This window comes from Luteimonas yindakuii (assembly GCF_004803715.2).
Classification (GTDB): Bacteria; Pseudomonadota; Gammaproteobacteria; order Xanthomonadales; family Xanthomonadaceae; genus Luteimonas; species Luteimonas yindakuii.
Window position 1 is genome coordinate 669,960 of sequence record NZ_CP039383.2, and the last position, 20,804, is coordinate 690,763.

The window sequence follows — 20,804 nt, forward strand, 5'->3', positions numbered from 1 at the left end:
TTGCCGTGCCATATTTTTCGAGTGCAGACCCGATGATTCAGAGCTCCCAGCGTTTCGATTCGGCCAGCAAGACTGCGAGCCGCATGCCGGTTCCGCGGCTGCATTGGCGCGGCCTGTGGGCGGGAATGCTGCTGGCCCTTCTGGCTGCCGGTTGCGCCACCGAGCCGTTGCGCATCCCCGAGCCGTTGCGTGCGCCCAAGCCGGTGCCGGCCTCTTCGGCTGAGGTGCTCGAGGAAACAGGTGGCACTGCGGCGCCGTCTCGTCCGCTGGTGGAGGCGGGGCCCGCGACCGACGTGCCGGCGGTCGTTGCCGCGGGCCAGGCTGGCCCCGCTGTTCCGGCCATTCCCAATACCGAGCCGGTCTCACTGGTGCTCGACGGCGTGCCCCTCGCCACGTTCATCAACGTGGTGTTCGGCAGCGAGCTCGGCTTCGCAATCGAGATCGAACAGTCGGTCCGGGAGCGCCAGGAGCTGGTGACGCTGCGCGTGGCTGCGGCCCAGCGTCCCCGTGCGCTGTATCTCACCGCGGTGGAAGTGCTACGCAACTACGGCGTGTCGGTGAGCGAGCACAACGGACTGCTGCGTTTTTCCCCCGGGGGCGACGCCGCACAGCCTCCATTGCTGGTCACCGCCCGCAGCCTGCCGGATATCCCCGCCGGCCAGCGCACGGTGTTCGCCGCGATGCCCCTCAATGCCAGCACACCGGGGCGCGTGGCCGCACAGGTGCGCAGCATGTTCCCCAACAACACCGTCACGCTGTCGGAGATGGTCGAAAGCAACGCCATCCTGATCAGCGGTCCTGGAGACAGCGTCCGCGCCGCTGCCGAGGCAGTGCAGGCGCTTGATCGCACGTCCCTTCGCGACAAGCGATCGGTGCGGATCAATCCCATGTACCAGGCCGCCGAAGTGCTGGCCACTGAAATCGGCCGTCTGTTGTCGGCCCAGGGCTATTCCGTCGCGGTAGGTGCGGGGCAGGGCGGCGTGATTGCGCTGGTCCCTGTCAGCAGCGCCAACGCGGTCATGATCTTCAGTGAATCGGAGGCAGCGCTGGCCGCAGCGGTGGAATGGGCGCGGCAACTCGATCTGCCGGGCGAGGCCGGCGCAGGCGGCGGCGTGTACCTGTATGCCGCGCGCCACACCACGGTGGAGAGCCTTCGCCCCGTCCTTGAAGCGATGGTAGGTGCAGCGCCAAGCGCGGCGGTCGCAGCCGCGCCCGCGCCGGCCGCTGCATCGCCGGATGGCATGCGCGAAGGCTCCCGGAATGCTGCCGGAGGCACAACTACGGGCGCTGCCGGTGCCATCGCCGGCGCCGATGGCCAGATCGCGGTGGACCCGGTGCGCAACGTCATCGTGTTCCAGGGCGATGCGCAGCGTTGGCAGGCGATCCAGGGCGTGCTGGCACGCCTCGACCAGCCCGCGCGCCAGGTGCTGATCGAGGTCACGGTGGCCGAGGTCACGCTGACCGACGAGTTCAGCCATGGCGTGGAATGGGCGCTGCAACGGGTCAGCGTGCAGCACATGAGTGGCCCCCTGACCGCCTTGGGTGGCAGCACGCCAAATGCGGGGGGGCTGATCTGGCGGGGCCTGTCTTCCTCCGGCCAGACGCGCGCGGTGCTCAACCTGTTTGCCCGCGACAGTCGGGTCCGGATCCTCTCCACACCGCGCCTTCTGGTGAAGAGCGGCGAAAGCGCCAGCATCGATGTGGGCACCGAAGTGCCGATCATCACCAGCCAGGCCACTGCGCCGGATCTCCCGGTGGGCAACACGCCTTCCGTCCTGCAGTCGATCCAGTACCGCAAGACCGGCGTACTGCTCGAGCTGGAGGCTCTGGTGCATTCCGGACAGCGCGTGGACCTCAACATCACCCAGGAAGTCAGCGAGGCCGCGCAGACGGATACGAGCGACATCTCGTCGCCGAGCATCTTCAGCCGCCGCCTGCAGACCGCGCTGACGCTCTCCGATGGCGAGAGCATGCTCCTGGGCGGGCTGATCTCCTCCACCGCGTCCGACGGCAAGACCAAGGTCCCGCTGCTCGGTGACATTCCGGGCCTGGGCCGGCTGTTCCAGAACCGGCAGCGCGAAGGTGTTCGCACCGAACTGCTGATGCTGATCACCCCGTACGTCATTGAGGATTCCATTCAGGCAAGGGAGATTACTGAAGCCGTTCAGGCGCGTTTTCGTGACGTGGAGCCATAAGCGGCTGCGACATCGGTCGAGCCATCCGTCGGGTTAGAAATATGTTGTTCAGTCCCCATTGACCTACCCAAACGCCGGCTCTACCATCCATGCCGTATCTGGATGCTGCGCGGTGCTGATGCATGCGCAGGGAAGGGGGAGACGAATGGAGGCATGGGTCCGTGTCAGGACAACACCTCGGCGGCTCGCCCGGATGCCGGCGCCGGCATATGCGTGCAGGCGGTGGGCGGTGTCCCGATGCGTAAGTTGTCCCGAATAAAACCTAAGCTTAGGAGTTCCAACAACATGTCTTTGAACAAGAAGGTTCTTGCCGCCGCCATCGTCGGTGGTCTGTTCGCCGGCTCGGCGCACGCTGCTGTCGACATCAGTGCACCTGCCAGTGCCCCGAGCCCTGCGGTTCGAATCGCCGCTGAGTCGGTGGTCCCTGCAAACGGTCTGGTCGTCGCTAACACCGGCAATGCGCTGGATCTCGTCAGCCGTCTGGGTTATTCCTTCTCGAACGGCGAGGTTCGTTATGCACGTGTCGAGTGCTCCGACAATATGGAGTTCACGTCGGGTGCGGTTGCCCTCTCGGGCGCGGGCACCCCAGGTGCCATCAACGGCCTTAACACGAACGCCATCTATTTCTCGATCACTGCAACCGGCGCCACGCTGACTGCTGACAGCACGCTTACGATCAACGGCGCGCGCACGGTCGACTCGAAGGACAATGTGTCGTGCACCTATGGCCTCTACGACGAGCCGTCGCAGGCGCAGGCTGGCGGTACCAACGGTCGCATTGCCACCTTCACCGGTAACTACCTGACCTTTGCCCAGAGCTATGACATCGTGACCACCCCGGGCACGAGCATTGCCGACGTGGAAGCAAACCCGTCGTTCAGCCTTTTCGATACCGATGAGCTGTACACCTCCATCGGCGCGTTCCGCTATGGTCTGGTCGGTAACCTGGGTACCACCCCGGCCCGGACCACGCCGATCGATCCGGCCGACGGTGTGGCTGTGACGCTGACCGATATGATGGGTACGGGCACTGCACTCGTGTTCACGGGTGATTTCTCGGCCGCAGCGAACGCCACCGGTAATGCGTGGACTGGCGAAGCGCTGAACCGCGTATTCATTGCGCCGACCGCTGCAGGTTGCGATAGCTTCACCGCGGGCACTGATTTTGCTGCGAATTCGCTCAGCGCCACCACTGCGCGTTTCACGGTGAACAATAATTCCCGCAGCGGCGTTCTTTGCCTCGTGTCGCGTGGCGGTGGGTATGCGATCCCGGCGTCCGATTACACGGTCGCGCTGGACGCCGTCGCCACGGGTACCGCGTTCGTCGCCACGGACATCGCCGCCAAGGACCTCGGTAGTATCGAGCGTAACGGCACCGAACTGCAGGCTCCGCTGGCGCAGATCCCGAACGACTGGTTCAGCCGCGTTGTGCTGACCAATACCAGCGGCACTGCACGATCGTATTCGATCAACGTGCTGACCGAGGAAGGCGTTACCGTCACCACGGGCACCCTGACCGGCATGGTGCCGGCCAACGGCACCAAGGTGATCGAGAACGTGCGTGAGATCTTCACCGGCGCGAACCGCGCGACGCTCGTCGTCAACGTTGCGGGCCCCGACAAGTCCATCCAGGGCCTGTACCAGATCGTCAACCCGTCGCAGGGTTCGATCAGCAACCACGTGATGGTGCGTCCGGGCACCAACTGATCCCTGATCGGTTGACCTGAAACACCTGTAGTACCCGAAGGGCCCGCGCAAGCGGGCCCTTCTCTTTGTGCGGCCGTCGCAGCCGGCTGGCTTGCGCCGGGTGCGGGTTATCCTTCCGCAATGAACGGGGAAAGCGTGGATATGCAAAGGGGCGCAACAGCGCATGCGGACAGAACCCGCTTCCGCGAGTTGTTCCTGGGTCGCCCCCGCGCGCGCCTGAACCACCTCGACGCCCTCGATGGCCTTCGTGGTGTGGCGGTGCTGATGGTGATCGCGTCGCACCTCTCCAACGTGGGCCTGCTGCCACAGCCGGGCCTGTCCGGTACCGGCAAGCAAGGGGTCTACCTGTTCTTCGTGCTCAGCGCCTTCCTGCTGGCGCGCATCCTGATGTCGCGGCCATTGTCGGCCCTGGGGAGCGTGCGGCTCTGGGCCGATTACGCGTTGCGCCGGGTGCTGCGGATCTGGCCGCTCTACCTTTTCGTCCTGCTGCTGTCCTGGATGCTGACCCGATCGGGCCTGCCCTGGCACTTCCGGCTGGACGATGCATCCCTGCTGCGCCATCTCACCCTGGCCGAGGGCCAGAGCGTGCTGTGGAGCATCCCGGTGGAGTTCACCTTCTATCTCTGGCTGCCGCCGCTGGTGCTGGCCATGCTCTGGCTGCGTGGGCACTGCCCGGCGTGGCTGGAGGCTCTGGCGGCCGGAGCGCTGATGGCGGCGGTGCTATGGCACTGGCCGGCCTCGGAAATGGCGGTCAACGACGTCCGCCTCGGGCCCTATCTGCCGGTGTTCCTGTGCGGAGCGTTTGCAGCGCGGATCGACCTCGTGCTGGATTCCAGATTTGCGGGCCGTCCCGGGTCCTGGCCATGGGCGATGCTGGCGCTGGTCATGGCGACAGGTTGCGTGCTGATGGTGCCATCGGTCTGGGCACGGGTGACGGGCACCGGTTTCAATCCGGCCCTCAACCACGGCTGGTTCCTGGCCCACGGGCTGGCCTGGTCCGGCCTGCTGCTGGCCCTGTTGCACGGTCCGTCCTGGCTGAGGCGGCCCTTCGCCTGGGCGCCGCTGCGTCTGGTCGGCGTGGTCAGCTTCAGTGCCTACCTCTGGCACATGCCGGTGCTCGACCTGGTGGCGGCGTCGGGCGTCGGGCGCTTGCCCGGGCTAGCCCCGGCGCTGGTCCTGGTGCTGACGCTGATTCTCTCGATGCTGTCCTTCCTGCTCCTGGAGCGCCCCTGGCGGGAACTCCGGCTGGCGCCGGTACGGTCGGCCCCCGCGACGCGCTGAATCCGGACTGGTGCTTCCCCGCCGGGCAGAAGGACGCCCGGGTGCTTCCGCTATCATGGCGGCCCCTCGCATCCGTCGGTACGCCATGAAGCATCGTCCGGGAACCCTCGCCATCCACGCCGGGCAGGCGCACGATCCGTCCACCGGGGCGGTGATGACGCCGATCTATGCCACCTCCACCTACGCCCAGTCCAGCCCTGGCGTGCATCAGGGTTTCGAGTACTCGCGCACACACAACCCGACCCGCTTCGCCTGGGAGCGCAGCGTGGCGGGGCTTGAAGGCGGCACGCGCGGCTTTGCCTTCGCCTCCGGCATGGCAGCGACCTCGACGATGCTCGAACTGCTCGATAGCGGCGACCACGTCATCGCGATGGACGACCTGTACGGCGGCAGCTATCGGCTGTTCGAGCGCGTGCGCCGGCGCAGCGCGGGACTGGACTTCAGCTTCGTCGACCTTGCGGACCGTGCGGCGTTCGACGCTGCCATCACCCCGAAGACGCGGATGGTCTGGATCGAGACCCCGACCAACCCGATGCTCAAGATCGTGGACATCGCAGCGGTCGCCGAGCTTGCGCGGAAGCGCGGGTTGTGGGTAGTGGTCGACAACACGTTCGCTTCGCCCATCGTGCAGCGCCCGCTGGACCTTGGCGCGCACATGGTGGTGCATTCCGCCACCAAGTACCTCAATGGCCATTCCGACATGGTCGGTGGCATCACCGTGGTCGGCGAAGACGCGGAGCTGGCAGAGCAGATGGCCTTCCTGCAGAACTCGGTGGGCGCGGTGCAGGGGCCGTTCGACAGCTTCCTGGCGCTGCGTGGGGTCAAGACCCTGGCCCTGCGAATGAAGGCGCACTGCGACAACGCGCTGGCGCTGGCGCAGTGGCTGGAAGGCCGGCCGGGCGTCGAAAAGGTGATCTATCCGGGTCTGGCGTCGCATCCGCAGCACGCATTGGCGACGCAGCAGATGCAGGGCTTCGGCGGCATCGTGTCGGTGGTGCTCGACGGTGGGTTCGAGGCGGCCAAGCGTTTCTGCGAGCGGACGACGCTGTTCACGCTCGCCGAATCGCTCGGCGGGGTGGAAAGCCTGATCAATCACCCGGCGGTGATGACCCATGCCTCGGTGCCGTCCGAGCGCCGCGCGCAGCTTGGCATGGGTGATGGCCTGGTGCGGTTGAGCGTTGGCATCGAGGATGTGGCCGACCTGCGTGACGATCTGCAGCAGGCACTCGACGCGTGATGCCATCGACCAGGACAGCCGCGATGCCGGCCGCCTTCAGTCTGGTCGGGCCGCTCGACGCGTGGCTGCGGCACCGCAGCCTGACATGGGAAATGACCAAGCGCGACGTGCTGGGCCGCTACCGTGGAGCCAATTTCGGGCTGCTGTGGTCGCTGATCAGCCCGTTCTTCATGCTGCTGATCTATACGCTCGCCTTCGGTTACCTGCTCAAGGCGCGTTGGCCAGGGACCAGCGGCAACATGGCCGATTTCGCCATGCTGCTGTCGATTGGGTTGATCGTGCATGGCTTCTTTGCCGAGTGCCTTACGCGCGCGCCCATGCTTATCGTGGCAAATGCCAACCTGGTCAAGCGCATCGTATTCCCGCTGCAGGTGTTGCCGTGGACCATGGTGCTGTCCGCCCTGTTCCATGCCTTGGCGAACTCGCTTGTGTACGTCGTGCTGAATCTGGCACTGCGCGGCGAGATGGTGCCGACCCTGCCGCTACTTCCACTGGTGCTGTTGCCGTTGCTTATCGCCGCACTGGGCGTAGGTTGGCTGCTGGCGGCCCTGAGCGTGTTCCTGCGTGACATCGCGCAGGTCACTGGCGTACTGGCAACGGCCATGTTGTTCCTGTCGTCGGCCATCGTACCCGTCGAAACCCTCCCCGAAAGCTACCAATGGGTGTTCCGGCTCAACCCGCTGACATTCATCATCGACCAGGCGCGCGAAGTGGCGTTCTGGGGCCGGATGCCCGATTGGAACGGGCTGGTCGTGTTCGCGGCGGGCGCGCTGGTGTTTGCCTACCTGTCCTATGCCGTGTTCCAGAAGCTGCGTCGAGGCTTCGCCGATGTCCTTTGACCCGGTGCCGCATGAAGCCGGCGCGTGCTTAGCGATCGATGTGCGCGGGCTTGGCAAGAGCTATCACGTCTACGAGCGCCCTTCGCATCGCCTGATGCAGGGGCTGATGCGCGGCCGGAAGCGGTATTACCGCGAGTTCTGGGCACTGCGTGGGGTCGATCTGCAGGTGCGACCCGGAGAAACGGTAGGCGTGGTGGGTCGGAACGGTTCCGGCAAATCAACGTTGCTGCAGATGCTCGCCGGCACCTTGACGCCCACCGAGGGAAGCGTGCGCGTTCAAGGGCGTGTCGCGGCGTTGCTGGAATTGGGCAGTGGCTTCAACCCTGACTTCACCGGTCGGGAGAACGTTTACCTGAACGCCTCCATTCTGGGTCTTTCCCGGGGGGAAGTGGAGGAACGTCTCGACGCCATCCTCGGTTTCGCCGACATTGGCGACTTCATCGACCAGCCTGTCCGCAACTATTCCAGCGGAATGGCCCTACGCTTGGCGTTCGCTGTGCAGGCGCAGGTCCAGCCCCAGATACTGATCGTCGATGAGGCGCTCGCAGTGGGCGATGCGAAGTTCCAGGCCAAATGCTTTGCGCGCCTCAAACAACTGAAAGAGGATGGTGCCGCGATCCTGCTGGTCAGCCATGCGAGTGATCAGATCGTCCAACACTGTGATCATGCGCTGCTGCTCGACGGCGGGACGCCCGTCTGTAAAGGCAAGCCACGCGATGTGGTCAACCGCTACCTTGATCTGCTGTTCGGCAAGGATAATCCTCAGTCGAGCGCACCAGATGCGGATGAACCCGAACCGATACCGGTCTTGTCGTTCACCGGGACCGATGGCAACTTCGAGACACGCCCAAGCTACAACCCGCACGAATATCGCTGGGGCGATGGTGCCGCGAGGATCGTCGATTTTCGTTTGCAGTCGGATACGAAGCTCTATCCGGCAGTGCTTGAATCGGGCGCCAGGCTCCAACTGATGCTGCGGATCGTGTTCGAACGTGATGTCGTCCGCCCCATCCTTGGATTCTTCATAAAGACGAAGGAAGGCGTGGTGGTCTATGCGAGCAACACCGAATACAAAGCAATGCCGGATTTCACCCGGCGCGGCTTGGCAGGTGACTTGGTGGACGTTGCGCTCGCATTCGAGTGTCGGCTGTCCGACGGCGACTACTTCATCTCGGTGGGTGTTGCCAGCCGCAACGAAACGGAGGTCGTGCCCCACGACCGTCGTTACGACTCCATCCACTTCCAGGTCATGGGAGCGGACTTTTTCGGTATGGCGGATGTCTCGCTCGAGATGGCACTGGCAGAGGAGTGATTCCTGTGGGTCGACCTATGGATAGCAGCTACGACGATCCGGACTTCGTGGCCGGGCAGGTTGAGGCCGGTCAGCATCGTGCGGTGATCGGCGGACTATGGGACGAGATGGGTCACTTGCAGTTCGATTTCATGCGCGCTCGTGGACTGCAACCCAGCGATTGCCTGCTTGATCTAGGCTGCGGTTCATTGCGCGGCGGCGTTCATTTCGTGCGCTACCTTGACCCCGGCAACTACTACGGGTTGGATCACAACCAGAGTCTGCTTGATGCGGGGTACGACACCGAGTTGGCTGCAGCAGGACTGCAGGACCGCTTACCGCGCGCAAATCTCTTCTGTAACGCGGATTTCTCGCTGCCAGTGGAGGACGGCTTTTTCAGTGTGGGTATCGCACAGTCGGTGTTTTCGCATCTCAACTTCAATTCGATCCGCCGCTGTCTGGAAGAGGTAGCTCCGAAGTTCCGGGTCGGCGCAATTCTCTTTGCGACCTACTTCGAGCTCCCCGTGAACCGGTTGGCGAGTGACGACCTCTTGCACGATCCCGGTGGCGTAGTGACACATGGCCACATGGACCCCTACCACTATCGTCCTGGCGACCTGTCCCAGGCTGCCGTCGGCGCGCCCTGGAGGGTTCGCAATATCGGCCAGTGGGGACACCCGCGTGCTCAGTCGATGATGGCATTCGAGCGGATCTGACTGGCGAGGATGGAAAGGCATCCTGCGCGACACAACCCCCGCGTCAGACCACGATATTTTAGCTCGGTCGTATACTTCGCCCCTCCATTGAGTTGCCGTATCCCTTGAATACCAGTTCAGTCGAGACCGCTTCTGTCCTTCAGCCGGAAGGCTTGGAGACCCCAGTCAAGTCGAATGGTCCCGCCAACGACAGGCTGTTGTTGGTGCTTGGTATGCACCGCAGCGGCACTTCGGCATTGACGGGCGTATTGCAGAAGCTCGGCGCCGAACTGGGTGAAGAGCTACTGCCGCCGACGCGGGACAACCCGAAAGGCTACTTCGAAAACACTCGTGTCGTTGCGGTGCATGAGACGCTATTCACCGCATTGCAACGGGGGTGGCAGGATCCAAGGCCATTGCCAGCGCAATGGCGCGGCACCACGTTCGGCGATGAGGCGCATCAGGCGCTGGTCGGCGTGCTTGCGGACCTGCTGAAGCATTCGACGCTGGTGGTGGTGAAAGATCCACGTACCAGCCGGGTGCTTCCCTTGTGGAAGGACGTTGCGCGCGCGTCGGGTGTCGAGGTGGGCGCGGCGTTGATGGTCAGGCATCCTGATGAAGTTGCTGGATCGTTGCGCAAGCGCGATGGGCTATCGCGGGCCCGTGCACACCTGCTGTGGATGGTGTACCTGCTCGATGCGGAGCGCGACAGCCGTGCCATGCCGCGCGCATTTGTGTCTTACGGGGCGCTGCTCGCTGGTTGGCGCGATACGCTGGCACGTGCACGCGACAGCGGGCTGCGCGACATGGTGCCAGAACCCACGTCGTCGGCAGCCAGCGAGATCGACGTGTTTCTGGATGCGTCGCTGCGTCGGCAGGAGGCAGCCGTCGTCGAGGGCGACGTTTCGCCGTTCGAATCCCTGGCGGTCGAGTTGTTTGGACTCGCGCTGCGCTGCGCGGCCAATGAGGTACGGGATGTGCCGGCTGCCTTCGACGACATCGCGCGACGGTTGACGCCACTGGCGGCACGTTACCTGCAGGCGCCGTTGCAGTTGGAGCAGGAGCTCGAGCGCCAGCGCGAAGACCAAGCGCGCATCGACACGTCCTTGCATCTCGCCGCCCTGCGTGAACTGTGGCGGCCTGCACTACCAGGCCGGGCGCCGGGCGCGGCGCGATTGTATTACCGCGACGACGATGGCGATTTCGTCGAAACCGAGGCGGTGTCCGCTGAGCCGGAGGTTGCGGGCGCGCGCCGTCGAGCGGTGTTCTCGTTGCCGGCCGATGTGCGGTTCGACTATTTGCGGGTGGATCCGGACAGTGCGTCCGGGGTGTATGCGGTCGAATCCATGTCGATCGGTGGTGCGCCGGTGGCCGACCTTGCGGAGCGGTTGCGTGGTGTCAACGAACTTGCGCTGCCAGTGACCCGGCCCGGCGACGTGGCGCGCTTCGCGGCGCTGCGGGAGGACCCGTACTTCGTCATCGAAACGCGCGGACTCCCGCGTGCAGCCGGCAAGGGAACATCGCTGAAGGTGGAGGTCCGCTTCCGTTCCGAGACCGTGCTGTCGGAAGTGGGCGACTATCTGGAGGATTACCGGCAGGCGCTGCAGGCACATGGCCGGGACCTGTCGCAGTGGCAGGCGGGGGTGGCTGCGGGTGTCCGCGCGCTCGGTGACCAGCAGGCGCGGATCGAGGAGGGCGTGCGCGCGCTTCCGGATCTGCTGGAGCGGGAGCGGGAACTCGAAGCGGCCGTGGCGGCGTTGGCGAACGTGCAGGCGGGGATCGACGCCCATGTGCAGGCGCTGCCAGGGCTTTCGGAGCACCAGCAGCAGCTCGGCGAGGCTATCGACGCACTGCGCCTGCAGGGTGACGTGCAGTCGCGTGCCCTCATGGAGCGGCTGGAGGTTTGGACGCGTGAGCAGGGTCAGCGCACGAAGAGCGGTTTCGATGAAGTGCATGCGCGAGTTGGCGTGATCCATGGGGCACTGGCGGCAATCGGAGCAGAGGTCGCGGTGACCCGCCAGCAGCAGGCGTTGCTGCTGGCATGGGCGCAGCGCCGCTCGCCACGCTATTGGTGGCAGCGACTTGTGGGCGGTGCACGCCGCCCGGACATGCCGGCGCAGGTGCAATGGCCGCTCGTACCGCTGGCGAACGTCCAACAGCAACCACGCGACGGACACGAGGCCACGTGGCTCTCGGCCAGCGACGATCCGCAGTTCCTGATCGGCGGCGAAAATCTGGCCCTGCCGGCAGGCTGGTACCTGTTCGAAGCGCGATTCCTGGGCGTGGAGGGCTCGCTGATGGCGCCTTGCCTGTACCCGGATTACGGCGAAGGCGTAACGGAGAGTGGCCGCATCGTGCTCCCGGAGCCCGACGCACAGGGCTGCATAGCCGCCGTAGTGCTGCTGACGCACGCGACACGGGGTCTGCGTTTCGATCCGAGCACCGCGGCGGTGTCGTTCAGGCTGCCGCACGTGACCCTGCGGCGGCTGGGGCGCCTCGGCGCATTGGCGGCCATGACGCGTCTCGCCAGCCGGGCTGGAGCGGGCTGGCGCAGCGGACTTGGCGTCATGCGCGCATTCGCGGGCCCGGCAAGTACCGGACGGTTACGTGCCGGCGGCGACGCGGCCTTCGAGGCCTACCGGCAGCAGACACGGCCGGTGGTGGACGAGTACGCCGGCTGGGTCAAAAGCTATGACTTGCTTTCGGAGGCCGATCTTGCCGACATGCGGCGACGTGCCGAATGGTTGGAGTACCGGCCGCTGGTCTCGATCCTGCTGCCGGTCTACAACACGCCGCGCGTCTGGCTGGAACATTGCCTGGACAGCGTGCTCGCGCAGACCTACCCGCACTGGGAGCTGTGCGTCGCTGACGACGCGTCGACGTCGGCGCACGTCAGGCAGGTGTTGCAGGACTACGCCCGCAGGGATTCCCGCATCCGCGTCCAGTACCGGCCGGTCAACGGCCATATTTCCGAGTCGACCAACACGGCGTTGGAGGCGGCGCGTGGGGAATATGTTGCGCTGCTCGACCATGACGATGAGCTGCGTCCCCATTCGTTGCTGGAAATGGTGGCGGCGTTGAACGCCAACCGCCGCTGGCGGCTGGTGTATTCCGACGAGGACAAGATCGACGAGCGCGGGCGGCGTTTCGACCCCTACTTCAAGCCCGACTGGAACTACGAGTTGTTCCTCGGACAGAACTGCATCAGCCATTTCGGCCTGTATCACGCCGAGCTCGTGCGCGAAGTGGGCGGTTTCCGGAAAGGCTTCGAAGGTGCACAGGACTGGGACCTCGCGCTGCGCTGCATTGAGCGGCTCGCACCGGACCAGATCGGCCATGTGCCTCGGGTGCTCTATCACTGGCGTGCGATCAGCGGCTCCACCGCCCTCGGCGTGCAGCACAAGGACTATGCCGGCAGCGCTGGCGTGCGCGCAGTGGAAGAACATCTGCTGCGGACGGGGCAGAAGGCGACGGTAGAACCGACGGCCGCCGGTCACCTGCGCGTGTTGCGCGAACTCCCCTCGGTTCCGCGTGTCAGCCTCATCATCCCAACCCGCAACAGGGTCGAACTGCTGCGTATGTGCGTGCAGAGCATCCTGGAACGGACCGACTATCCCGATTACGAAATCCTCATCGTCGACAACCAGTCGGACGAGCAGGCCACGTTCGACTATTTCCGTGAACTGGAATCCGAGCCGCGCGTGCGCGTGTTGCGCTACGACGCGCCGTTCAATTACTCGCTGATCAATAATTTCGCGGCTGCGCAGGCGACCGGGACGGTCATCGGGCTGGTCAACAACGACATCGAGGTCATCACCCCGGCCTGGTTGACCACCATGACCGCGCAGGCGCTGCGGCCTGAGATCGGAGCGGTGGGCGCGATGCTCTACTACCCCGACGACACCATCCAGCACGCGGGTGTGGTGCTGGGGATCGGGGGCGTCGCCGGCCACGTCTACACCGGCCGACGGGCAGGAACTGAAGGCCAGTGCGGCCGTGCGCTGCTGGCACAGGAGCTGTCGGCGGTTACGGCGGCCTGCCTGCTCGTGCGCAAGGAAGTGTTCGACGAGGTGGGCGGGCTCGATCCGAAGCTCGTCGTGGCGTTTAACGACGTCGACTTCTGCATCCGTGTACTCGATGCGGGCTACCGCAACATCTGGACGCCGTATGCGGAGCTCTATCATCACGAGTCCGCGTCGCGCGGATACGAGGACACGCCTGAGAAGATCGCCCGATTCAACGGCGAGGTGGACCGCATGCTCGACCGCTGGGGCGATGCTCTACTTGCCGACCCCTGTTACAACCCGAACCTGACCGTCGCCGGGATACCGTTCGATCTCGCATTTCCGCCGCGCGACCCTGTTCCCGGACGGATGGTGCCGGGAAGGACAGGGCAGTGGTCGACGAAGGAAGCTCGGACAGCCGAACGCCTGTTGCTCAATGACCCGGGAGAGAACCAATGAAAACGAATCTGTTTGCCTGTCGCGCCCTCGCGGTGATCGTGCTGTTGGCCTCGGTCGGCTGTGGTCAGGAGCAGGGAGCAGACGAAGCACGTCCTGCTCCCCCAAGAGCTGACGCTGCTACCGCAGATGCACCGGCCAGCGGTGAGCTGGCTCAGCTGGCTGTGCTCGACAGTGATCTCGCCGATATTCCGGTCGGTGGCCACTGCAGCCTGGATGCGATCAATGGCCATCCCGCGCCTGAGGCCGCGTTGACGGTGGGAGACGAAGTGGTCTTCAGCGGCTGGGTCGGCGATGCGCAGGGGCAGGTGCCCGACTCGGTCCATTTCGTACTGGTCAGCCAGGGCCTGTCCTACGACGCGATGTTGGACGTCGGCGTCGATCGCCTCGACGTGGCGCAGGCGCTGGGCCAGCCTGGCCTCGCGCGGTCCGGGTTCGGTCTGTCCACGGTGCTTGCGATCGAGCCCGGTACCTACACACTGGCGGCGCTGATGGGTTCGCCGGCCGGTTCGAAATGCCTCTTCAATGTTGATCTCGTCGTTGCGGCACGTTGATGCATGGTGCCGGGGCAGCCGCAGCGCGTTGCCCGTGCTGAGGAACGACTGGTCTACGCCAACAGAACAGGCGGGCAGTGATGGTGCCTGAGAGCACACGGGCAGGATGGCGTTCCCGGTTCGAAGCCGACCTGATCGCGCAATGGCCTGCGGCGCTTGCACTGCTGGCAGCGTGCCTGTGCCTGCTGCTTGCGGCATTCATCGCGCGGCCGGTCCCGCTTGTGCTCGAACTCGACGCGGAGATTGCGACTTCGGCCGACGGCCAGCTCTTCCATTCACGCGAAGGTGGCTATAGCGAAGATCGCTCCCAGCGGTTTGCGATCGATGTGGACGCACGCCGTGTCTACCGGATCGAGCTGGACGACCTGCGGCCGACATCGTTGCGGCTGGATCCGGGTAGCGCGCCAGGAAGAATCGTCCTGCATGAGGTGCGGTTCCAACGTGGAGGCCGGGAGGTCCGCCTGGGACCGGCCGAGCTCGCCTCGGCGGTGAAGCCGATCGGCGGCATGCAGATCGGCACTGCCGGCGACGGTCTCCCGGTCGTCGCAGTGAACGCCGATCCGCACTTCGAGTTGGAGGTGCCGGAGGACCTCCGGAATCCTGCCCGTGGCAGCAAGTCTCTCGTGGTCTTCCTGCTTGCGGCCGCGCTAGGCCTGGCGTGGTGGTCCCGCGGTGTCGCGCGCGTGGCGGCAACATGGATTTATTCGCGCCATCGTGTGCTCGTCGGTTTGCTCGTCGGGGTGGCGGGCACTCTGGTGCTGCTGCGGCTGACGGGGATCGGCATGGTTGGAGATCGTCCGCTGCAGTCGCTGATCGCTGGCACTGCGCTGATGTTCGCGGTAGTGGCATTCTCGGTCGTCGGGCAGGTCGCGCTGCGGGCGATGCCGGGTTGGAGTTCTGCGGCGGGCTTCCCCGTCCAAGCCATTGTCGGACAGGCGCTGCTGTTCTGCTATGTGTACGTGCGATCCCTGCCTGGCGCCTTCGGGCTGCCACTGCCGGTCACGCGTTACGAAATCGTCGCGCTCGTCGTCGTCGCTGCCGTCGTTCTGTTCCGCAACAGGTCGTCGGCTCCGGCGCTCACGGCGGAGCGGGAGCTCGGCACCTTCCACCTCGCGATCATCTATCTGTTGTGCGTGGTCGTTGCCGACCGCGAGCTCCCCAGGCTCGTCATGTTGTCGAGCGATCCGGATGTCCACGCGTTTCTCGGCAACCAGGTGGTCCGCTTCGGCGGCGTCCCATGGCAGCAGGGCAACTGGGGCGAGGAGAGCTTCAACTATCCCGCCGGTACGGGCGTGCTGATCGCGCTGTGGGCCTGGATATCACAGCTCGATGTACGCAACGCGGTGAGCGCCCTATCGTTCATCACCTACCCGTTGGGCATGTTGGCATTGGCCTCCTGCGCAAGCCAACGCGAGCATATTGGGTTGCGGATGGCAGCGGCCTTCCTCGCGCTTGCCCTTCTGTTTTCTGCATACATGCTTCCGCTGTACGGCAACTATGTGCACATGGAAGGACTCGGGCGCATCGTGGGGTTCGCATTCCTCGCGGCCCTCGCTGCGATGGTCGTCGGGGTGTGCCGAAGGGGGCACGCAGCGCTTGCGGCGAGCGCAATATGCGCAGCGCTGGTGTTTGCACTGGTCTGCCTGAACCCCGTGAATTTCGCCGGGGCCGGCCTGCTGGTCGGCCTCGGCGTCGTGTGGTTGCTGGCGGGAGGCCGATGGAAGGCGGCGGCGACGCTGGGTGCTTCGTTGTCCGCGATCTTGCTGGTCTTCGTGGATCCGTACTTCTTCGGCATGCTCACTGGCGGAGCGGCGTCGGAGAAGGTCGCCCTGGAAGGCTTCAGTCAGGTAGAGCTAGGCGATGGCGTGCGACAGGGGCTGCATGAGTTGCTCGCACGCCCGTTGTTCCACCTGGGCTCGGCCGTGGAGATCATGCCGGGCGCGCCGCGGCCGGCATCGGTGCTGCTCGTCGGAGTCCCCGTCGTGGCATGGGCGTGCATCCTCGATCGTCGCGATCTGTGGCGCCTTGCCGCTTGCAGCTTTGCGTTCGTTGGCGTCTCCGCCGCTGCGCTCGCGGTTGCGCATCAATTCGCGGCCGACCAGCGGTTCTTCCTGCTTGCACCTTATCTGCAGGTTTCGCTGGCACAGCTCAAAATCATCATCGTCGTCGCGCTATCGGTGGTGATGGTCATGCGGGTGGCGCGCAGCGGCCGGGTCGCGGCTTCGATCGCACTTGCAATGGTCATGATTTTCGCGTCGGCGTCCGTGGTCGGATCGGGCGCGAACTTCTTCCTGACGCCGAAGAAGGACTATTGCGGTGGCGTGGAGTGTCCCGCGGCGGATGATATCGCGGTGCTGCAGATGCTTCGCGAACACCTCGACGGCAGCGGAACGGACCCTCAAGAGCGGCAGGACAGGCTGCTCATTGCCAACAGGATCGTCCGCCTTGGCGGGGAGACATGGTTGTTTCCGTCCGGGGCGGGACGTCTGGCGCCCTACGCCGGCGTGGGGCCCGTCGCGTTCTTCTACTATCAGGGCGATCCCGACTACACCACGCGCAACTACGTAGCCCATGTCTGCGAACGGTTCGATCTTGCATGGCTGCGTGAGCAGCACGTGCGCTATGTGTTGATTCCGGCAACACCCGGAGACTGGTGCATCCATGACCATGAGGGGATCGCGTCACGGTGGGAGACCGTGGTGTCCTCAGGTAATGCCAAGGTGATCGATATCACCCGGAGTACGGAATGATCCGCGAAATCCTCATGATTCTGTTTGTCACCTGCTCGACACTGGGCAGCCAGCTGCTGGTGAAGCGCGCGGTGACCCTGATCGCCCAGCGGGACCCGGTGCCGCAGGGCATCCAGTGGTTGCTTGCCGCGTGCTTCTCGCCGGAGGTCATTGCCGCCGTGGCCATCCAGGGTGTCGGCTTCATCGTCTGGGTCGTGGTCGTGAGCCGGATAAAGCTCGGCTTGGCCTTCGCGGTGTCCGGCTCCTTCTTCTACATCCTCATCGCGCTCTCGAGTTGGCTGCTTTACGACGAACGCCTCGGACCCCTGCAGTGGCTCGGACTGCTGCTGGTCTCGTCCGGAGTGTTGTTGATGTCGCTCTCGGGCAAGCCTGCCTGATCTTCCCTCACGCCGACGGACGAGCGGGCGTGGCTCCCCAATACGAGACCTATCGCTACATGAAGATCCTCTGGTGCCACGAAGTCAGCTATCTGGACAAGCCCGTCTACGAATACCAGGACTTTCCCGAGCGGCTAGCCGGTCGCGGCCATGATGTGGAGGTCATCGATTTCACGGAGGCGAAGGAGACGGCCCCGACAAGTGCGCAGGTCAGCAGGACGGGCGAAGGCGAAGTCACGCTGACGCCGATTCCCCACGGGAACGTGCCCGGCTACAAGTTCATTGAAGGGCGCCGGAACTTCCACCGGATGCTGTCTCAACGCCTGCGTGCAGGTGACGTGGATGCAGTGTTCGTCTATTCCGTCTTCATCAATGGCACCCAGGCCGTGCGCCTTGCGAAGCGGCATGCCATCCCGGTGGTCTACCGGGTACTCGACGCCTACCACCAGCTGCGGCCCGGCATGGTCGCGCGTGGCATCCTGCGCGCCGGCGAGCGATACATCTACCGCAACGCCGACCATGTCCTGGTCACCAACGAGAAGATGGCGGACTACGTGCACACGCTTGCCGGGGCAGAGCGCGCGGCCCCGACAAGCGTGCTGGACCATGGGGTGGACTGCGCGCACTTTTCGCCACGAGCGCCGGATGCGGAGCTGGTCGCGAAGCACGCGATCAGGGATAGCGACGAGGTAGTGGTGTTCCTCGGCACCACATACGCCTTCAGCGGCCTGCTCGAACTGGTGACGCGCATGCCGGCCATCCTGCGCGAGCGGCCCAGTACCCGGTTGTTGATCGTGGGAGGGGGCGAGATGGACGCCGCGCTCGCAGCGGCCGTTCGTGAGCTCGGGCTGGAGGAACGGGTCGTGCTGACCGGCATGGTCTCCTACCAGGACGTACCGCGTTATCTGTCGCTGGGGCGCGTTGCGATCAATCCTTTCGAGATCAACGACATCACGCGCGACATCATTCCGATCAAGATCCTCCAGTACCAGGCTTGCGGCTTGCCGGTGCTGTCGACGCCGTTGCCTGATCTCCTGCGCAAGCATGGCGAACGGTCCGGTGTGAGCTACAGCAGGTCCGATGCCCCGGACGTGTTCGTGCAGCGATTGTTGCAGATGCTGGCGGATCCGGAGGCCACTGCGGCGCAGGGCCGCCGTGGCCGTGCGTTGATGGAAACGACATTCTCGGTGGAAGTCGCTATCGATCGCCTGGAAGAGACCTTCGGCAAGCTCGCCGCGGCACGAGGCCGCGGCTGAGGCCGGGTCAAACAGCCTTGTGCCACACCTTGCGGTTGATGTAGCTGGTATAGCTCAACAGGATCCGCAGCACCTTGTCGGCGACGTTGGTCGCGCTGTAGTCGCCAACCATGCGGGTCATCCGCCCGCCGGCATCGCGTGCGGCCGCCGCTTTCTCGACGACGTCCAATGCATTGCGGACGGTGGCCAGATCGAGGCCGGTCATGATGACCGCGCCTTCCTCGAACCCTTCCGGACGTTCATGGGCGTCGCGGATGTTGAGCGCCGGGAAGTCGAGAATCGACGATTCTTCGGTGATCGTGCCACTGTCGGAAAGCACGGCACGCGCATGCATCTGCAGGTGGACGTAGTCGAGGAAGCCGAATGGCTTGTGGAAGCGCACCCGGGCAGGTGCCGACAGGCCCATGCTTTCGATGCGCTTGCGGGTGCGGGGGTGGGTGGAGACGACCACATCGGCGTCGCGGTCCTGGGCCAGGTACGCAAGGACGTCGAACAGCTGCATCAGCTTGTCATCGGAGTCCACGTTCTCTTCGCGATGGGCACTGACGACGTAGTAGCGGCCACGCTCCAGGCCGAGCCGTGCGAGGACGGTAGACTGTTCGATACCGGGTCGGTAATGCTCGATGACTTCGCGCATCGGGCTTCCAGTGCAGATGACCTGGTCAGGAGGCAGGCCCTCCCGCAGCAAGTACTCCCTGGCGATCTGGCTGTAGGTCATGTTGATGTCGGCCAGGTGGTCGACGATCCGGCGATTGATCTCCTCCGGGACCCGGAAATCGAAGCACCTGTTGCCCGCCTCCATGTGGAAGATGGGGATCTTCCTGCGCTTGGCGGCCAGCGCGGCGAGGCATGAGTTGGTATCGCCAAGCACGAGCACGGCATCCGGTTCGATCTGTGCGAGCGCAGCGTCGGCTTTCGCGATGATCTGGCCAATGGTTTCGGCCACCGTGCTGCCGGCGGCCTCCAGGAAGACGTCGGGGCTGCGGATGCCCAGTTCCTCGAAAAAGATCCCGTTGAGCTCGTAATCGTAATTCTGTCCGGTGTGGATCAGCGAATGCGCGCAGTGTTCGTCGAGCACGCTCATCACCCGCGACAGGCGGATGATCTCAGGCCGCGTGCCAACGATGGTTGCAACCTTAAGCACGCATGTTCTCCAGTGCGCCGAGCTTGCCCACGACATCTTTCACGCCCTGGATATCCAGGCGGTGGGTGTTGTGGGACGTGTAGTCGTCCAGAGCCGAAATCTCAGTTTCGCCCTCCGCGGTGTACTGCGCATAGTTCAGGTCGCGCGCGTCCGCGGGTATCCGGTAGTAGCGACCCAGATCGACCGCACGTGCCATCTCCTCCCGCGAGACCAGCGTTTCAAACAGCTTCTCACCATGCCTGGTCCCGATGATCCGGATCGGCGCATCCCTTTCGAGCATCTCCTTGAGCGCCTGCGCCAGGACCTGGATGGTCGAGGCCGGTGACTTCTGCACGAAGATGTCGCCGGGCTTTGCGTGATGGAAGGCATGCAGCACCAGCTCAACCGACTCGTCCAGCGACATCAGGAAGCGGGTCATTCCGGGGTCGGTGATCGTGATGGGCTGCCCCGACATCAGCTGATTCACGAAGAGCGGGATAACGGAACCTCGGGATGCCATGACATTGCCATAGCGGGTGGCACACAGGATCGGTCCAGTCCCCTGGCAGGCCCGCGACTTCGCCACCATGACCTTTTCGGACAACGCCTTGGACATACCCATCGCATTGATCGGGTATACGGCCTTGTCGGTACTCAGTACAACCACTCGAGATACTGCATTCTCGATCGCAGCATTCAGGACGTTTTCCGTGCCCAGGATGTTTGTCTGCACAGCCTGCATTGGATGAAACTCACACGACGGCACTTGCTTGAGTGCGGCAGCGTGGAATACGAAGTCGACGCCCTTGAGTGCGTCCTTGACGCTCTGGGCATCCCTGACATCGCCGAGATAGAACTTCACGCGGTCACTCGCGATCAACGACCGCATGTCGTCCTGCTTCTTCTCGTCACGACTGAAGATGCGGATCTCACCGATGTCGGATTGCAGGAAGCGCCGCAGTACGGCGTTGCCGAAAGAGCCGGTGCCGCCCGTGATCAGCAGGCTCTTGCCCGAAAAACTGTCGAGATTTGTCATTGG

14 protein-coding genes are annotated in these 20,804 nt (G+C 64.5%); 12 read left to right on the forward strand and 2 right to left on the reverse strand.

Annotated features, from left to right (window positions below):
* Nucleotides 1-32 precede the first annotated feature (32 nt).
* The 12 genes from E5843_RS03045 to E5843_RS03100 all read left to right on the forward strand — a co-directional run bounded on the left by E5843_RS03045 (nt 33) and on the right by E5843_RS03100 (nt 18,642).
* Nucleotides 33-2,195 (forward strand): secretin N-terminal domain-containing protein, encoded by a 2,163-nt coding sequence (locus tag E5843_RS03045; RefSeq protein ID WP_166815868.1) that lies wholly within the window; start codon nt 33-35, stop codon nt 2,193-2,195.
* 285 nt (nt 2,196-2,480) lie between these two features.
* Nucleotides 2,481-3,902 (forward strand): hypothetical protein, encoded by a 1,422-nt coding sequence (locus E5843_RS03050; protein WP_136411790.1) that lies wholly within the window; start codon nt 2,481-2,483, stop codon nt 3,900-3,902.
* 120 nt (nt 3,903-4,022) lie between these two features.
* On the forward strand, nt 4,023-5,183 hold the full coding sequence (locus E5843_RS03055) for an acyltransferase family protein (protein WP_136411791.1): 1,161 nt from the start codon (nt 4,023-4,025) through the stop codon (nt 5,181-5,183).
* Nucleotides 5,184-5,268: 85 nt separating this feature from the next.
* Nucleotides 5,269-6,420 (forward strand): cystathionine gamma-synthase, encoded by a 1,152-nt coding sequence (locus tag E5843_RS03060; protein ID WP_244240822.1) that lies wholly within the window; start codon nt 5,269-5,271, stop codon nt 6,418-6,420.
* Between the two features lie 23 nt (nt 6,421-6,443).
* Nucleotides 6,444-7,259: an ABC transporter permease gene (locus tag E5843_RS03065; RefSeq protein WP_141065658.1), complete on the forward strand. Its 816-nt coding sequence runs from the start codon at nt 6,444-6,446 to the stop codon at nt 7,257-7,259.
* Complete coding sequence (locus tag E5843_RS03070) at nt 7,249-8,571, forward strand: ABC transporter ATP-binding protein (RefSeq protein ID WP_141065659.1); 1,323 nt, start codon at nt 7,249-7,251, stop codon at nt 8,569-8,571. Before E5843_RS03065 ends, E5843_RS03070 begins: the two co-directional genes overlap by 11 nt.
* A gap of 17 nt (nt 8,572-8,588) precedes the next feature.
* Nucleotides 8,589-9,266 carry a class I SAM-dependent methyltransferase gene (locus E5843_RS03075; RefSeq protein ID WP_141065660.1) on the forward strand — a complete coding sequence of 226 codons (678 nt, stop codon included), beginning with the start codon at nt 8,589-8,591 and terminating at the stop codon, nt 9,264-9,266.
* Between the two features lie 104 nt (nt 9,267-9,370).
* A complete protein-coding gene (locus E5843_RS14215) occupies nt 9,371-13,708 on the forward strand; it encodes a glycosyltransferase (RefSeq protein WP_208542768.1) in 4,338 nt (1,445 codons plus the stop codon).
* On the forward strand, nt 13,705-14,259 hold the full coding sequence (locus E5843_RS03085; protein WP_141065661.1) for a hypothetical protein: 555 nt from the start codon (nt 13,705-13,707) through the stop codon (nt 14,257-14,259). The genes E5843_RS14215 and E5843_RS03085 overlap by 4 nt, the downstream gene beginning before the upstream one ends.
* Nucleotides 14,260-14,339: 80 nt before the next feature.
* A complete protein-coding gene (locus E5843_RS03090; RefSeq protein WP_141065662.1) occupies nt 14,340-17,009 on the forward strand; it encodes a hypothetical protein in 2,670 nt (889 codons plus the stop codon).
* Nucleotides 17,006-17,386 carry a hypothetical protein gene (locus tag E5843_RS03095; RefSeq protein ID WP_134674917.1) on the forward strand — a complete coding sequence of 127 codons (381 nt, stop codon included), beginning with the start codon at nt 17,006-17,008 and terminating at the stop codon, nt 17,384-17,386. Before E5843_RS03090 ends, E5843_RS03095 begins: the two co-directional genes overlap by 4 nt.
* A gap of 29 nt (nt 17,387-17,415) precedes the next feature.
* The gene (locus E5843_RS03100) at nt 17,416-18,642 is read left to right on the forward strand and encodes a glycosyltransferase (protein ID WP_136411796.1); all 1,227 of its coding nucleotides are present in this window, start codon (nt 17,416-17,418) and stop codon (nt 18,640-18,642) included.
* A 7-nt stretch (nt 18,643-18,649) separates the two neighbouring features.
* On the opposite strand, the gene E5843_RS03105 is transcribed toward E5843_RS03100, so the two are convergent.
* Nucleotides 18,650-19,726 (reverse strand): UDP-N-acetyl glucosamine 2-epimerase, encoded by a 1,077-nt coding sequence (locus E5843_RS03105; protein WP_244240823.1) that lies wholly within the window; start codon nt 19,724-19,726, stop codon nt 18,650-18,652.
* Nucleotides 19,727-19,778: 52 nt separating this feature from the next.
* Entirely contained in the window at nt 19,779-20,801 is a 1,023-nt protein-coding gene (locus tag E5843_RS03110; RefSeq protein ID WP_136411798.1) for a polysaccharide biosynthesis protein, read from the reverse strand.
* Nucleotides 20,802-20,804: the final 3 nt, after the last annotated feature.

Bases quoted from the DNA above. Each gene is read 5' to 3' on its own strand.
- E5843_RS03045 (WP_166815868.1), top strand. From the start codon at position 33: ATGATTCAGAGCTCCCAGCGTTTCGATTCGGCCAGCAAGACTGCGAGC.
- E5843_RS03050 (WP_136411790.1), top strand. From the start codon at position 2,481: ATGTCTTTGAACAAGAAGGTTCTTGCCGCCGCCATCGTCGGTGGTCTG.
- E5843_RS03055 (WP_136411791.1), top strand. From the start codon at position 4,023: ATGAACGGGGAAAGCGTGGATATGCAAAGGGGCGCAACAGCGCATGCG.
- E5843_RS03060 (WP_244240822.1), top strand. From the start codon at position 5,269: ATGAAGCATCGTCCGGGAACCCTCGCCATCCACGCCGGGCAGGCGCAC.
- E5843_RS03065 (WP_141065658.1), top strand. From the start codon at position 6,444: ATGCCGGCCGCCTTCAGTCTGGTCGGGCCGCTCGACGCGTGGCTGCGG.
- E5843_RS03070 (WP_141065659.1), top strand. From the start codon at position 7,249: ATGTCCTTTGACCCGGTGCCGCATGAAGCCGGCGCGTGCTTAGCGATC.
- E5843_RS03075 (WP_141065660.1), top strand. From the start codon at position 8,589: ATGGATAGCAGCTACGACGATCCGGACTTCGTGGCCGGGCAGGTTGAG.
- E5843_RS03085 (WP_141065661.1), top strand. From the start codon at position 13,705: ATGAAAACGAATCTGTTTGCCTGTCGCGCCCTCGCGGTGATCGTGCTG.
- E5843_RS03090 (WP_141065662.1), top strand. From the start codon at position 14,340: ATGGTGCCTGAGAGCACACGGGCAGGATGGCGTTCCCGGTTCGAAGCC.
- E5843_RS03095 (WP_134674917.1), top strand. From the start codon at position 17,006: ATGATCCGCGAAATCCTCATGATTCTGTTTGTCACCTGCTCGACACTG.
- E5843_RS03105 (WP_244240823.1), bottom strand. From the start codon at position 19,726: ATGAGCGTGCTCGACGAACACTGCGCGCATTCGCTGATCCACACCGGA.
- E5843_RS03110 (WP_136411798.1), bottom strand. From the start codon at position 20,801: ATGACAAATCTCGACAGTTTTTCGGGCAAGAGCCTGCTGATCACGGGC.